This is a genomic window from Streptomyces sp. 147326 (assembly GCF_045000215.1).
Classification (GTDB): domain Bacteria; phylum Actinomycetota; class Actinomycetes; order Streptomycetales; family Streptomycetaceae; genus Streptomyces.
Window position 1 is genome coordinate 4,466,655 of sequence record NZ_CP134201.1, and the last position, 14,434, is coordinate 4,481,088.

A 14,434-nucleotide genomic window follows, 5' to 3' on the forward strand; every position below is an offset into this window, starting at 1 on the left:
CTGGATATCTGGTACCCGCATGCGACCACCAGGATCATCACCGTCATGAGTGAGACGACACAGAACCGGGCTGTCGCACCCCCCTCCCGGGGGAGCGCGACACCGGCCCCCGACCCCGCCGTGAAGAAGCGTCAGAACAACCGCATGCTGGTGGTCATGCTGGGCGCGGTCTTCATGGCCCTGCTCGACTCGACCATCGTCAACGTGGCGACACCGACCATCCGCACCGACCTCGGCACCACCGGCTCGGCGCTGCAGCTCATCGTCTCCGGCTACACCATCGCGTACGCCACACTGCTGGTGACCGGCGCCCGTCTCGGCGCCCGCAACGGCTTCCGGACCATGTTCCTGTTCGGACTCGTCACCTTCACCGTGGCCTCCCTCGCCTGTGGTCTGGCACCCGGCTCGGCGACTCTGATCGGCGCCCGCGTGGTGCAGGGCGTCGGCGCGGCGACGATGATGCCGCAGATCTACAGCCTGATTCAGCTGAACTTCGAAGGGGCCGCGCGGGCCCGGGCACTGAGCCTGTACGCGGCGGTCATCGGGCTCGGCGTCGTGATCGGCCAGGTCGCCGGTGGCCTCCTGGTCAGCGCGGACCTCTTCGGCACCGGCTGGCGTCCGGTATTCCTGATCAACGTTCCGGTGGGCGTGGTGCTGGTGATCGCCGGGCTGCGGCTGCTGCCGCAGGGCAAGCCCCCGAAGCCCAAGGGCCTGGACATCCCCGGTCTGATCACGCTGACCGCGGCGCTGCTGCTCCTGGTGGTGCCGCTCGTCATGGGCCACGAGCAGAACTGGCCGCTGTGGATGAAGATCTCCCTGGTCGCCTCGGTCCCCGCGCTCGCGGTGTTCGTCCTCGTCGAGCGTGCGGTCGCGCGCCGTGGCGGAGCGCCGCTGGTGCCGGGCCGGGTGCTGAAGACGCCCGGTCTGGTGCCCGGAGCGTCCGCGAACTTCTTCGCGATGGCCGGGTACGCGGGTTTCCTCTTCGCGTTCTCGCAGCACATGCAGTCGGGGCTCGGCGAGTCCGCGACCCGTACCGGTCTGACGTTCGCGCCGCTCGCCATCGGCGTCGCGACCGGCAGTCTCACCTGGCAGAAGGTGCCCGAGCGGCTGCACCGGCGGATGATCGCCACCGCGTGCGTGGTCGCCGCCGTCGGCTACGTGGCCATCGGCTTCGACATGCGCTCTGGCGGCCACGGCGGCATCGCGCTCCCGGCCCTGCAGCTGGTCGTCGGCATCGGGATGGGCTACATCACCAGCCCGCTGCTCACCGTGGCGCTGGCCCAGGTCAAGCCGGCCGACGCGGCGGACGCGAGTGGCGTGATGACGACCGCGGCGCAGATCGCGCAGGTCCTCGGCGTCGCGGCGTACGGCAGCGTGTACCTCGGCGCGGCCGACGGCCGGGCGGCCGACTCCTCGGCGCACGCCATCTTCGTGACCGCGCTGCTCGTCACGGCCGGGGCCCTGCTCAGCGCACTGGCGGCCTTGAGGCTGCCGCGCAAGCAGGAAACGGCCTGAGCCCGTTGCCCGCGACACCGACCACCGACCACCGACCGACTCCCCCGGAACGAGGCCCCCATGGCAGTCGCCGGTCTTGTGACCGCACGCCTCCGGGTCGGCGGTTCACCCGGCACCGATCCGTACGAGGTACTGATCGGACGCCAGCTGCTGAGCGAGGTCCCCGGGCTGCTCGGCCCGGCAGCCGGCCGGGTAGCGGTGATCCATCCGGGGCCGCTCGCCGGCACCGCCGAGCGGATCCGGGCGGATCTGGCCGCGCTGGGCCTCGAAGCCATCACCATCCAGGTGCCCGACGCCGAGGCGGCCAAGAGCGCCGAGGTCGCGGCGTACTGCTGGAAGCGGCTGGGGCAGAGCGGCTTCACCCGTACCGATGTCATCGTCGGCGTCGGCGGCGGCGCCACGACCGATGTCGCCGGGTTCGTCGCGGCGACCTGGCTGCGCGGAGTGCGGTGGATCGCGGTGCCGACGACCCTGCTGGCGATGGTCGACGCGGCAGTGGGCGGCAAAACGGGCATCAACACCGCCGGGGGCAAGAACCTCGTCGGGGCCTTCCACCCGCCCGCCGGGGTGCTGTGCGACCTCAGCGCGCTGGACTCACTGCCGGCCGACGACTACGTGAGCGGCCTGGCGGAGATCATCAAGGCCGGTTTCATCTCCGACCCGGCGATCCTTGATCGCGTGGAGGACTGTCCGGCCGGTGCGCGCTCGCCGGCCGGTCCGCACACCGCGGAGCTGATCGAGCGCTCGATCCGGGTCAAGGCACAGCTCGTGTCCGACGACCTGAGGGAGTCCGGACCGCGCGAGATCCTCAACTACGGCCACACCCTCGCCCACGCCATCGAGAAGAACGAACGCTACGCGTGGCGGCACGGAGCCGCGGTGTCGGTGGGCATGGTCTTCGCCGCCGAACTCAGCCGCCTGAGCGGGCGGCTGGACCAGGCCACCGCCGACCGCCACCGCTCGGTCCTGGAATCGGTCGGACTGCCACTGACCTACCGCGGGGACCAGTGGCCGGCGCTCCTGCGGTCCATGAGGGTCGACAAGAAGTCGCGCGGCAAGCTGCTGCGCTTCATCGTCCTCGACGGACCGGGCCGGCCGGCCGTGCTGGAGGGCCCCGCCCTGCCGGTGCTGTCCGCCGCGTACGCAAGGGTGACGGCCTGACGCCGTACGCCCCCCAAAGGCCAGCAGCTCCGCACTCCCCCGGCGGAGCTGCTTCTTTTTCGTCAGCACCACCGTGCCGGCGGCCGGCACGCAAAAAAAGCCCCTCTGAACCACGTCACCGCAGGTCAGAGGGGTTAAGGGAGTGGAGCCTAGGAGATTCGAACTCCTGACATCTGCCTTGCAAAGGCAGCGCTCTACCAACTGAGCTAAGGCCCCATGGAACTGGACGCACCCGTCCCACGCGCGACAGGGGGTCGTTCCGCAGAACAGAGTACCGGGTGTACCCCCTCATCTCGCAAAATGATAGGGACTCCCGTCGTGCGACCACTCTCCGTAAGATGCTCGCGAGGTTCGCACCAGCGAAGGGGAGTAGTCAGAGTGGACGCAGTACAGCAAGAGGCCACGGCCAGAGCCAGAGAGCTTCAGCGCAGTTGGTACGGGGAACCGCTGGGAGCGCTCTTTCGCCGGCTCATAGATGACCTCGGCCTGAACCAGGCCCGCCTCGCTGCCGTCCTCGGTCTGTCGGCGCCCATGCTGTCCCAGCTGATGAGCGGCCAGCGCGCCAAGATCGGGAACCCGGCCGTGGTGCAGCGCGTCCAGGCCCTCCAGGATCTCGCCGGCCAGGTGGCCGACGGAAGCGTCAGCGCCGGGGAGGCCACCGACCGGATGGACGAGATCAAGAAGACCCAGGGAGGATCCGTCCTGAGCAACAGCGGCCAGACCACCATCAGCTCCGGCGCGCCCACGGTCAAGCGGGTCGTGCGCGAGATCCAGTCGCTGCTGCGCTCGGTCTCCGCGGCCGGCGACATCATCGACGCGGCGAACACCCTCGCCCCCACCCACCCGGAACTGGCAGAGTTCCTCCGGGTGTACGGCGCGGGCCGCACCGCGGACGCGGTCGCCCACTACGAGGCCCACCAGAACTGACGGCACGAGGGCGGACGACGGGTGACGGGGGACGGGCGCAGCGATGGGTGAGGTCTTCGCCGGTCGGTACGAGCTGATCGATCCGATCGGGCGCGGTGGCGCGGGTGCCGTGTGGCGGGCCTGGGACCACCGCCGTCGCCGCTACGTCGCCGCGAAGGTCCTCCTGCAGAGCGACGCCCACACCCTGCTGCGCTTCGTGCGGGAACAGGCCCTGCGGATCGACCACCCGCACGTGCTCGCTCCCGCCAGCTGGGCGGCCGACGACGACAAGGTCCTGTTCACCATGGACCTGGTCGGCGGCGGCTCCCTCGGCCACGTGATCGGGGACTACGGCCCCCTGCCGCCCCGCTTCGTGTGCCTGCTGCTCGACCAGCTCCTGTCGGGGCTGGCCGCGGTGCACGCGGAAGGCGTGGTCCACCGCGACATCAAACCGGCCAACATCCTGATGGAGGCCACCGGAACCGGGCGGCCGCACCTGCGGCTGTCCGACTTCGGCATCTCCATGCGCAAGGGGGAGCCCCGGCTGACCGAGACCAACTACGTGGTCGGCACCCCGGGCTATTTCGCCCCCGAACAACTGCTGGGCGCCGAGCCGGACTTCCCCGCGGACCTCTTCGCCGTCGGGCTGGTCGCCCTGTACCTCCTCCAGGGCGCCAAGCCCGATTCCCAGGGCCTCGTGGAGCACTTCCTGGCCCATGGCACCCCGGGCGCCCCGCAGGGCGTTCCCGCCCCGCTCTGGGACGTCCTCGCCGGTCTCCTGCAGCCTGACCCCCAGAGCCGGTTCCGTACGGCCACAGGGGCGCGCAAGGCCCTTGCCGAGGCCGTGGAACTGCTGCCGCCGCCCGCGCCGGACGAGGACCCGGTGGAGGTGTTCGACCAACTCGGCCCGCTCCCGCCCGGTTTCGGCCCGCAGGGCCCCCTCGCCACGGCGGCGGTGACCCCGCAGACGCCCACCGCCGGCGTGGTGCCGCCCGGCGCGTCCGCCTCCGTGACGCAGGCCGCGGAGCCCACCCCTGCCGATCCGCGCGGTACGGCGGCGACGGCGGGAGCCCCGTCGACGGCCGCGACCGCCCCGGCCCCGCCGCCGGCCCCGTATCAGGCGGTCCCGGCCCAGGTACCCGCGTACGGGCCCTCGGAGACGGGCAGCTTCCACCTGCCGCCGCCCTCCCCGGCGGGCCCGCCGTCACCGGCGACCGTGCCGACGCCGACGGCCTCCGCCGCCCCGCCGGTCCGGGCGGCCGGCGCCATCGCCCCGCCTCCGGCGAAGGCGGTGGCCTCGATCCTCGCCGCGGCGCTGCTCTGCTTCGCCGTCGGCGTCTGGGCCCTCACACAGCTGTAGGACCGCGCCCCCGTCGCCCGAGCAGGGTCCAGCCGCCCAGCACGAGCAGCAGTACCGTCCCGGTGCCGAAGCCGGCCCCGGCCACGACCCGCATCACGGAGTGCTTGCCGGCGGCCTCCGCGGCCTCCGGTGCGGTCAGCCCCTCCTCGGCGGCGGTCCGGTCCTCCTCGCCCACCCCGAAGCCGCCCGCGGCCGGACTCTCCTTGTACCCGGGCGCCTTGGCCGGGGTCCCGCCGACCTCCAGCCGCAGGGTCAGCGGCACGGGCACCGCGTCCTCGGTGAAGTCGGCGACCTTCGAGCCCATCGTCACCGCGACGTAGTACCAGCCCGCTACGGCCACGGGCTGCACGGCCCGGTCACTGGCGAAGCGGTTCTCGTAGGCGACCGGAGGGGTCTTCCCCAGGGTGATCCCGGCCTGCTTGCCGTCGTACGAGACGTCCTTGTCGGAGATCAGGCCCCGGTACGGGGTGTAGAGCGCGACCGTGAGCCCGCCCGAGGCGGAGCCGTACGTCTTGGTCATCCTGGCGGCGGCGAGTTCGGCGCCGACCCCCAGCTGCTGCCCCCAGTCCAGCGGGACCCGGTAGTACCGGGTCTGGCCGGGCCTCATCTCGTCGCGCCACACCCCGGCGCGCAGGGCGCGCGCGTCGTTGAAGCCGGTGCCCCCGGTGCGGTTCACCGCCTCGGTGCCGGGCAGGGCGGGGGCCCCGGAGGGCCAGCTGCCCGGCGCGGTGGTGGGAGCGCCCGCGCCGCGCCCCGGTTCCCGCTGGACCTTGATCTCCAGCGGCCAGGGGCTCTGGTCGTAGCCCTTGGCCGACGTGCGGGTGATCTTGGCGTAGTACACCCCGGCGGGCGCGCAGTCCTCGTCCTCCGCGCCCCACCGGACGCCGGCCGCGCTGATGGGGTAGGGGTCGTAGCCGAAGTTCGCCCGGCCGGCGCTGTCCCGGCAGGAGCTCCCGGCGGTGGTCATGATCTCCACCTCGATGCCGTCGCCGCCGGACACCTTCGCGCCCGCCGCGGGCCGGACCACGGCGGAGACGTAGACGTTCGAGTCGTCCTTGTCCAGGACGAGCCGGTACACGCGCTCCCCGGGGCCGAGGGTGTCCTTGTAGACGCCCCCGGGATCGATCTGCGGGGCGTCCGCGGTGGACAGCCCGCCCTCGATCGCCTTGGCGCCGTCCGCGGCCCGGTACGTCGGGACCGGCTGCGGCTGCGCCCCCTCGGCGCGGGCGGCCGCCGGCAGACCGGCCGTCAGGCCCAGGGCCGCCGCCCCCACCACGGCTCCCAGCCGCACCGTCGTCCGTACCCGACCCATCACGCCCACCCCGAATTTGCTAGCGCAAGGCAAATCTTTGCATAACCTAAGTTTTCGTCACAGAACAGCACAAAGCCCCGGCGGCAGCGGCAGCCGGGGCTTCATGGGATCAGCCTTGGGTCTCACACACCGGAACCAGAAGGCACGGAGTCGGTTGCCTCCGTCCACAGGTCCTGCTCGGCGCGGTCCGCCTGGATCTGGCGGTACACGAGGAGCCCGCCGATGGCGGCCAGTGCGACCAGGAGCAGCTTCTTCACCGCGCGACCTCGTCTTTCGTTGACGTAGGGGACTTCTGGCAGCCAACAATACACACCGACCGATACCGATCGGTGACCTGCCGACCCACCAACTGGCCCTACGACAAAGACCCCCAGGCCTTGGCCTGGGGGTCTTCGACACTGTGGGGCTAACAGGATTTGAACCTGTGGCCTCATCCTTATCAGGGATGCGCTCTAACCAACTGAGCTATAGCCCCATCCGCGCTGCGCGCTGACTCCTGAAGATTAGCGCACAGACCCGGTCAGGCCAAAATCCGTTCCGACCGGGCGTCTGCGCAGGTCATCCGACCCCTTGCAGGCCCTTCCGCGAAGGCCTACTCGTCCTCGGCGAGCGTCAGCTCCACACCGCCGACGAAGCCCGCCGACAGGTTGTAGATGAACGCGCCCAGCGTGGCCAGTGCCGTCGCCAGCACCACGTCGATCACCGCGATCACCGACGTGAAGGTCAGCACGCGCGGCAGCGACAGGAACGACTGGAGGTCGAAGCCGTTGCTCTCGTTCGAGCCGGTCGCCTCGCTGATCGTGCCGCCGACGGTCGAGAAGACGCCCATCGCGTCCATGACCATCCACAGCACCGCCGCCGCCACGATCGTGCAGATGCCCAGCGCGATCGACAGCAGGAAGCTGACCTTCATCACCGACCACGGGTCGGCCTTGGCCACCCGCAGCCGCGCCTTGCGCGTCCTGGGGGCCGTACGGATCCCCGTACGCGGCTTGCGCTGCGCGGCGGCCCCGCCGTTCGCCCGCGGCGTGCCGGCGCCCGAGGGCGCCGTGTAGGCCTGCGGCGGCTGGTACGGCGGCTGCGCGGGCCGGTCCTGGCCGGCTTCCGCGCCGGCCGTCGGCTGCGGCTCCCGGGTGTCCGTCACGGCGATCCCCCTGCCCTCGGAGGTGGCGTCGCCACCTTGGGAGTCCGCGGCGGGGCCACGGGCACCGTTCGCCCCAGTCTTGGCCGGTCCGGCGCCCGTGGCTCCACTCACGACTTACTCCTCGTGCTCCCCGGCCGAAGGCTGCGTGCCCTCGGCGGCCTCGGCGGCCTGTCCGTCGGCCACCTCGGTCTCGTTCTCGTCGGCCTCGACCTCGTCAGCTTCCTGACCGGCCTCGGCATTACGGGCGATGCCGACCACGGCATCGCGCTTGCCCAGGTTGATCAGCTGGACGCCCATGGTGTCACGGCCGGTCTCCCTGACTTCGTTGACGCGCGTACGAATCACACCACCGCCGAGCGTGATGGCGAGAATCTCGTCCGTTTCGTCCACCACGAGCGCCCCTACGAGCGACCCGCGGTCCTCCACGATCTTGGCGGCCTTGATGCCCAGACCGCCACGGCCCTGGACGCGGTACTCGTTGACCGGCGTCCGCTTGGCGTAGCCGCCGTCGGTCGCGGTGAAGACGAACGTACCCGGCCTCACCACGCTCATGGAGAGCAGTTCGTCACCTCCGCGGAAACTCATGCCCTTCACGCCCGAGGTGGCGCGGCCCATCGGGCGCAGCGCGTCGTCGGTCGCCGTGAAACGGATCGACTGCGCCTTCTTGCTGATCAGCAGCAGGTCGTCCTCGGCGGACACCAGCTCCGCGCCGATCAGCTCGTCATCGCGGCCGTCCTCCGTCTCCCGGAGGTTGATCGCGATCACACCACCCGAACGGGGCGAGTCGTAGTCCTTGAGCGCCGTCTTCTTCACCAGGCCGCCCTTGGTGGCCAGGATCAGGTAGGGCGCGGCATCGTAGTCGCGGATGGCGAGGATCTGCGCGATCTTCTCGTCCGGCTGGAAGGCCAGCAGGTTCGCCACGTGCTGCCCGCGGGCGTCGCGGCCGGCGTCCGGGAGCTCGTACGCCTTGGACCGGTAGACGCGGCCCTTGTTCGTGAAGAACAGCAGCCAGTGGTGCGTGGTGGAGACGAAGAAGTGGTCGACCAGGTCGTCCTGCTTCAGCTTCGTGCCGCGCACGCCCTTGCCGCCGCGCTTCTGCGAGCGGTAGTCCTCGGTCTTGGTGCGCTTGACGTAGCCGCCGTGCGTGATCGTGACGACGATGTCCTCTTCGGCGATCAGGTCCTCGATGGACATGTCACCGTCGAAGGGCACCAGCTTGGAACGCCGGTCGTCGCCGAACTTGTCGACGATCGCCGCCAGTTCCTCGCTCACGATGGAGCGCTGGCGCTCCTCCGAGGCCAGGATCGCGTTGTACTCGTTGATCTTGGCCTGGAGCTCGTCGTGCTCGGCGACGATCTTCTGGCGCTCCAGGGCCGCGAGGCGGCGGAGCTGCATCTCCAGGATCGCGTTCGCCTGGATCTCGTCGATCTCCAGGAGGCCCATCAGGCCCTCGCGCGCGATCTCGACCGTGTTGCTGCGCCGGATGAGGGCGATGACCTCGTCGATCGCGTCCAGGGCCTTGAGCAGACCGCGCAGGATGTGGGCGCGCTCCTCCGCCTTGCGCAGGCGGAACTTCGTGCGCCGGACGATGACCTCGATCTGGTGCGTCACCCAGTGGCGGATGAAGGCGTCGATCGACAGCGTGCGCGGCACGCCGTCCACCAGCGCCAGCATGTTCGCGCCGAAGTTCGTCTGCAGCTCGGTGTGCTTGTAGAGGTTGTTCAGCACGACCTTGGCGACGGCGTCGCGCTTCAGGACGATCACCAGGCGCTGGCCGGTCCGCGACGAGGTCTCATCACGGACGTCGGCGATGCCGCCGACCTTGCCGTCCTTCACCAGGTCCGCGATCTTCTGCGCGAGGTTGTCGGGGTTGGTCTGGTACGGCAGCTCCGTGACCACCAGGCACTGGCGGTTCTGGATCTCCTCGACCTCCACCACCGCGCGCATCGTGATGGAGCCGCGACCGGTCCGGTACGCCTCCTCGATGCCCTTGCGGCCCACGACCAGGGCGCCCGACGGGAAGTCAGGACCCTTGATCCGCTCGATCAGCGCGTCCTGGAGCTCCTCGTGCGAGGCCTCCGGGTGCTCCAGCGCCCACTGCGCACCGGCCGCGACCTCGCGCAGGTTGTGCGGCGGGATGTTGGTCGCCATGCCGACCGCGATGCCGGCGCTGCCGTTGACCAGCAGGTTCGGGAAGCGCGCGGGCAGGACCGTCGGCTCCTGGTTGCGGCCGTCGTAGTTGTCCTGGAAGTCGACGGTCTCCTCGTCGATGTCCCGGAGCATCTCCATGGCCTGCGGCATCAGCTTGCACTCGGTGTAGCGCATCGCGGCCGCCGGGTCGTTGCCCGGAGAGCCGAAGTTGCCGTTCGAGTCCACCAGCGGCATGCGCATCGACCACGGCTGGGCCAGGCGGACCAGGGCGTCGTAGATCGAGCTGTCACCGTGCGGGTGGTACGTGCCCATGACGTCGCCGACGACGCGGGCGCACTTGTAGAAGCCCTTCTCGGGCCGGTAGCCGCCGTCGTACATCGCGTACAGCACGCGGCGGTGCACCGGCTTGAGGCCGTCCCGCACGTCCGGCAGGGCGCGCGAGACGATGACGGACATCGCGTAGTCGAGGTAGGAGCGCTGCATCTCCGTCTCGAGCCCGACGGGCTCGATGCGCATCACGGGCTGCTCCTCCGCGGAGTTCTCTGCGGTAGGGGTGGTTTCGTCGGCCATTGCTGGTCAGAAGTCCTTTCAGGCGGCGGTCAGCGGAGCCGACTCAGATGTCGAGGAAGCGGACGTCCTTGGCGTTGCGCTGGATGAAGGAGCGACGCGCCTCGACGTCCTCGCCCATCAGCACCGAGAACAGGTCGTCGGCCTGCGCCGCGTCGTCCAGCGTGACCTGGCCGAGGACGCGGTGGTCCACGTCCATCGTGGTGACGCGCAGCTCCTCGGCGTTCATCTCGCCCAGACCCTTGAAGCGCTGGATCGAGTCTTCCTTGATCCGCTTGCCGTTCTGCTTGCCGAGCTCCACCAGCGCGTCGCGCTCGCGGTCCGAGTACGCGTACTCGAAGTCGTCCCGGCCCCACTTGATCTTGTAGAGCGGCGGACGCGACAGGTACACGTGACCGGCCTCGACCAGCGGCCGCATGAAGCGGAAGAGGAAGGTCAGCAGCAGGGTGTTGATGTGCTGGCCGTCGACGTCGGCGTCCGCCATCAGGATGATCTTGTGATAGCGGAGCTTCTCGATGTCGAAGTCCTCGTGCACACCGGTACCGAAGGCGCTGATCAGCGCCTGGACCTCGGTGTTCTGGAGGATCTTGTCGATACGGGCCTTCTCGACGTTCAGGATCTTGCCGCGGATCGGCAGGATGGCCTGGTACATCGGATTGCGGCCGGACTTCGCGGAGCCACCGGCCGAGTCGCCCTCGACGATGAAGATCTCGCACTTGGTCGGGTCGTTCGACTGGCAGTCGGACAGCTTGCCCGGCAGCGAGGCGCTCTCCAGCAGACCCTTGCGTCGGGTGAGGTCACGGGCCTTGCGGGCCGCGACGCGCGCCGTGGCCGCCTGGATCGACTTTCGGATGATGTCCGCGGCCTCGACCGGGTTGCGGTCGAACCAGTCGTTCAGGTGCTCGTGGACGACCTTCTGCACGAAGGTCTTGGCCTCCGTGTTGCCCAGCTTCGTCTTCGTCTGGCCCTCGAACTGCGGCTCGCCCAGCTTGACCGAGATGATCGCCGTCAGACCCTCGCGGACGTCCTCGCCGGCGAGGTTGTCGTCCTTCTCGCGCAGGAACTTCTTCTCGCGCGCGTAGCGGTTGACCAGGCCGGTCAGCGCCGCGCGGAAGCCCTCCTCGTGCGTACCGCCCTCGTGCGTGTGGATCGTGTTCGCGAAGGAGTAGACACCCTCGGTGTACTGCGAGTTCCACTGCATCGCGATCTCGACCGAGAGCATGCGCTCCTTGTCCTCGGCCTCGACGTCGATGACGGTCGGGTGGATCAGCTCGCCCTTGCGCGAGTTGAGGTACTTCACGAAGTCGACGATGCCGCCCTCGTAGTAGTACTTCACCGTGCGCGCCTGGGGCTCGGCCGCGTCCGCGTCCGGGTCGTCGGCGCCGGCGGTCGCCTTCGCCGACTCGCGCTCGTCGGTCAGCGACAGGGTGAGGCCCTTGTTGAGGAAGGCCATCTCCTGGAAGCGCCGCGACAGCGTCTCGAAGGAGTACTCGGTCGTCTCGAAGATGTCGCCGTCGGCCCAGAAGGTGACCGAGGTACCGGTTTGGTCGGTCTCCTCGTTCTTCGCCAGGGCGGCGGTCGGGGCACCGAGCTTGTAGTCCTGCGTCCAGCGGTAGCCGTCACGCCGGACCTCGACCGCGACGCGGGTCGACAGGGCGTTCACGACGGAGACGCCGACGCCGTGCAGACCGCCGGAGACGGCGTAGCCGCCGCCGCCGAACTTGCCGCCCGCGTGCAGGACGGTCAGGACGACCTCGACGGCCGGCTTGCCCTCGGACGGGACGATGTCGACCGGGATGCCGCGGCCGTTGTCGACGACCTTGACCCCCCCGTCGGCCAGGATCGTCACGTCGATGGTGTCCGCGTGGCCGGCCAGGGCCTCGTCGACGGAGTTGTCGACGACCTCGTAGACGAGGTGGTGCAGACCACGCTCGCCGGTGGAGCCGATGTACATGCCGGGCCGCTTGCGGACCGCGTCCAGGCCCTCCAGGACCTGGATGTTGCTGCCGGTATACGAAGACCCACCTGCCTCGGCGGCCTCGCCGTCGGCGGTGGACTCGTTCTTGTCGTTGGGGTTGCCGGAATCGGCCACGAAGCGCCCTTTCTGGCACAGCACAGGCCGAACTCCGGGCCAGCAGGCATGCAAGCAGGAGCGGCTGCGTCGATCTGCGTTGTCAGCGTTTATCAGCGGGATCCCGCAAGCGGGCGGGATTTGCTTCAGTCTACCGGTACCACCGACATGAATGGGGGTTTGCCGGTACCTGAGTCCGCATGTGCCGCCCTGAACCTCCTCTCTCCGACTCCCCACATCCGGGACGGGGCTCGAAGAGGCTCACACGGGCATCCAGCGCTTCGGCCTGTCAACCTCCGGCTACCGTGAGGGACGCCACGAAGTGCAGCCCCGATCCGGCCCCGCCGGCACTCGAAGAGCGGGGCCCCCAGCCCCGGTCTTTCAGCGCCGCCGGGGGCCAATCCCGCCCCGTCGGCGTTTGAGGCGCGGGGTCCGGGGCGGCGCCCCGGGTCCCGCGGAGCGGGCTGTGCGTATCCGCACGGGCAGCCCCGCAGCGGACCCGTCAGCCGTAGGTGTCCCCCGGCCCCGTACTGCCCGGCGCCCGCCACGGCCCGTACCCCTTCGGCCGGCCGCCCCCAGGCCCCCGCACCTTGATCATCCGCACCGTCCCCTGCCCCAGATCGGCGTTCAGCCGCGCCACCAGCTGCGGCGCGAGCAGCTTCAGCTGCGCCGCCCACGCCGAGGAATCGCACCGCACGACAAGCTCACGGTCCTCGTACCGCTCCGGTTCACAGTGCGCCGCGATCTCCGGGCCGACGATCTCCGGCCAGCGCTCCATCACGCCCGCCACCGCCATCGGCATCTCCCAGCCGCGTTCGGTGCGCAGCCGGTCCAGCGCCGCCATCAGCGGCATCGGGTCCCGGCCGTCCGCGCGGGCGCCCGAGCGGAGCCCCGGCTGCCGGCCCTTCTTGGCGCCGGCCGCGTTCCCCCGGGCCCGCGCCTGCTCCCGCGCCGCCGCGAGGGCCTGGCGGGCGAGGTCCACCCCGGAGACCTCCGGGGGCTTGCGGCCCTCCTGCGGGTCCTTGCCGTTCTCGCTCACAGCCGGGTCACCTCACCGCCGGACACTCCGAACCGCGTTCCCTCCAGCACCCCCGGGACGTCGTCGTCCACCGCCGCCGTCACCAGCACCTGCTCACCCGGCGCCACCAGCTCCGCCAGCCGTTCCCGGCGCCGGGCGTCCAGCTCCGCGAACACGTCGTCCAGGATCAGCACCGGCTCGCTGCCCTCCGAGCGCAGCAGCTCGTACGAGGCCAGCCGCAGCGCCAGCGCGTACGACCAGGACTCGCCGTGGCTCGCGTACCCCTTCGCGGGCAGCTCCCCGAGCCGCAGCACGACGTCGTCGCGGTGCGGGCCCACCAGGGTCACACCGCGCTCGATCTCCTGCTTGCGCACTTCCACCAGCGCGGCCAGCAGCACCTCGTAGAGCGCCTCACGGCTGCGCGCCGCGCCGCTGTCCACCGGTTCGCCGGCCGAGGACTTGTACGCCAGCCCGAGCGGGCCGCCGCCGGGCGCGAGCTGCTCGTACGCCTTGTCCGCCAGCGGCAGCAGCGTCGCGATCAGATCCAGCCGCTGGGCCAGGAGCTCCGCGCCCACGCGCGCGAGGTGCTGGTCCCACACGTCGAGGGTGGAGAGGTCCATCGAGCGGCCGCCGTGCCTCCGGGCCATCGCCGCCGACTTCAGCAGGGTGTTGCGCTGCTTGAGCACCCGCTCGTAGTCGGAGCGGACCGCCGCCATCCGCGGCGAGCGCGCGGTGACGAGCTCGTCCAGGAACTTCCGCCGCTCCCCGGGGTCGCCCTTGACCAGGGCCAGGTCCTCCGGCGCGAACAGCACCGTCCGTACTATTCCCAGCACGTCACGCGGCCGGACCTGCGAGGACCGGTTGATCCGGGCCCGGTTCGCCCGCCCCGGATTCAGCTCCAGCTCCACCAGCTGCTGGCGCTCGCCCTGGGTGACGGCCGCGCGGATGATCGCCCGGTCCGCGCCCATCCGTACGAGCGGGGCGTCCGCGGAGACCCGGTGGCTGCCCAGCGTCGCGAGGTAGCCGATCGCCTCGACGAGGTTGGTCTTCCCCTGGCCGTTGGGCCCCACGAAAGCGGTGACGCCCGGGTCGAGGGGAACCTCGGCCCGGGCGTACGAGCGGAAGTCGGCCAATGAGAGATGCGAAACGTGCATACGGCGCCGACCTCCCCCGGCTTTCCCACTACTCGCTGTGGTGCTGTGCTGCTGGTGATCCTTTGCAGCCCTGTG

11 protein-coding genes and 2 tRNA genes are annotated in these 14,434 nt (G+C 70.5%); 4 read left to right on the forward strand and 9 right to left on the reverse strand.

Translation table 11 applies throughout. The annotated features are described in order from the left end of the window. Window positions 1-45: 45 nt before the first annotated feature. Window positions 46-1,515: an MFS transporter gene (locus RIU97_RS20200; RefSeq protein ID WP_404958728.1), complete on the forward strand. Its 1,470-nt coding sequence runs from the start codon at window positions 46-48 to the stop codon at window positions 1,513-1,515. Between the two features lie 60 nt (window positions 1,516-1,575). Continuing rightward, complete coding sequence (aroB, locus tag RIU97_RS20205; protein WP_404958730.1) at window positions 1,576-2,676, forward strand: 3-dehydroquinate synthase; 1,101 nt, start codon at window positions 1,576-1,578, stop codon at window positions 2,674-2,676. Window positions 2,677-2,819: 143 nt separating this feature from the next. Here aroB and RIU97_RS20210 read toward each other — a convergent pair. Next, window positions 2,820-2,892: transfer RNA gene (locus tag RIU97_RS20210), tRNA-Ala, on the reverse strand. 162 nt (window positions 2,893-3,054) lie between these two features. Here RIU97_RS20210 and RIU97_RS20215 point away from each other — a divergent pair. Beyond that, a complete protein-coding gene (locus RIU97_RS20215) occupies window positions 3,055-3,603 on the forward strand; it encodes a helix-turn-helix domain-containing protein (RefSeq protein WP_404958732.1) in 549 nt (182 codons plus the stop codon). 43 nt (window positions 3,604-3,646) lie between these two features. Next, a complete protein-coding gene (locus RIU97_RS20220) occupies window positions 3,647-4,942 on the forward strand; it encodes a protein kinase domain-containing protein (RefSeq protein WP_404958734.1) in 1,296 nt (431 codons plus the stop codon). On the opposite strand, the gene RIU97_RS20225 is transcribed toward RIU97_RS20220, so the two are convergent. From RIU97_RS20225 to recF, 8 genes are all read right to left on the reverse strand, one after another. Further along, window positions 4,929-6,254 (reverse strand): hypothetical protein, encoded by a 1,326-nt coding sequence (locus RIU97_RS20225; protein WP_404958736.1) that lies wholly within the window; start codon window positions 6,252-6,254, stop codon window positions 4,929-4,931. The genes RIU97_RS20220 and RIU97_RS20225 overlap by 14 nt on opposite strands. A gap of 122 nt (window positions 6,255-6,376) precedes the next feature. Beyond that, complete coding sequence (locus RIU97_RS20230) at window positions 6,377-6,511, reverse strand: DLW-39 family protein (RefSeq protein ID WP_208809277.1); 135 nt, start codon at window positions 6,509-6,511, stop codon at window positions 6,377-6,379. A gap of 144 nt (window positions 6,512-6,655) precedes the next feature. Beyond that, window positions 6,656-6,729: transfer RNA gene (locus RIU97_RS20235), tRNA-Ile, on the reverse strand. A gap of 117 nt (window positions 6,730-6,846) precedes the next feature. Then, window positions 6,847-7,509 (reverse strand): DUF3566 domain-containing protein, encoded by a 663-nt coding sequence (locus RIU97_RS20240; protein WP_404958739.1) that lies wholly within the window; start codon window positions 7,507-7,509, stop codon window positions 6,847-6,849. Window positions 7,510-7,512: 3 nt separating this feature from the next. Further along, window positions 7,513-10,119 carry a DNA gyrase subunit A gene (gyrA, locus tag RIU97_RS20245; RefSeq protein ID WP_404958741.1) on the reverse strand — a complete coding sequence of 869 codons (2,607 nt, stop codon included), beginning with the start codon at window positions 10,117-10,119 and terminating at the stop codon, window positions 7,513-7,515. A 43-nt stretch (window positions 10,120-10,162) separates the two neighbouring features. Continuing rightward, on the reverse strand, window positions 10,163-12,232 hold the full coding sequence (gyrB, locus tag RIU97_RS20250; RefSeq protein ID WP_404958743.1) for a DNA topoisomerase (ATP-hydrolyzing) subunit B: 2,070 nt from the start codon (window positions 12,230-12,232) through the stop codon (window positions 10,163-10,165). A gap of 457 nt (window positions 12,233-12,689) precedes the next feature. Continuing rightward, window positions 12,690-13,226 carry a DUF721 domain-containing protein gene (locus RIU97_RS20255; protein ID WP_404958745.1) on the reverse strand — a complete coding sequence of 179 codons (537 nt, stop codon included), beginning with the start codon at window positions 13,224-13,226 and terminating at the stop codon, window positions 12,690-12,692. Beyond that, window positions 13,223-14,359: a DNA replication/repair protein RecF gene (gene recF / locus RIU97_RS20260; protein ID WP_404958747.1), complete on the reverse strand. Its 1,137-nt coding sequence runs from the start codon at window positions 14,357-14,359 to the stop codon at window positions 13,223-13,225. The genes RIU97_RS20255 and recF overlap by 4 nt, the downstream gene beginning before the upstream one ends. Between the last annotated feature and the right edge of the window lie 75 nt (window positions 14,360-14,434).

What these genes read in the sequence shown, in the direction of transcription:
- RIU97_RS20200 (WP_404958728.1), top strand. Translation starts at nt 46, where the DNA reads ATGAGTGAGACGACACAGAACCGGGCTGTCGCACCCCCCTCCCGGGGG.
- aroB (WP_404958730.1), top strand. Translation starts at nt 1,576, where the DNA reads ATGGCAGTCGCCGGTCTTGTGACCGCACGCCTCCGGGTCGGCGGTTCA.
- RIU97_RS20220 (WP_404958734.1), top strand. Translation starts at nt 3,647, where the DNA reads ATGGGTGAGGTCTTCGCCGGTCGGTACGAGCTGATCGATCCGATCGGG.
- RIU97_RS20225 (WP_404958736.1), bottom strand. Translation starts at nt 6,254, where the DNA reads ATGGGTCGGGTACGGACGACGGTGCGGCTGGGAGCCGTGGTGGGGGCG.
- gyrA (WP_404958741.1), bottom strand. Translation starts at nt 10,119, where the DNA reads ATGGCCGACGAAACCACCCCTACCGCAGAGAACTCCGCGGAGGAGCAG.
- recF (WP_404958747.1), bottom strand. Translation starts at nt 14,359, where the DNA reads ATGCACGTTTCGCATCTCTCATTGGCCGACTTCCGCTCGTACGCCCGG.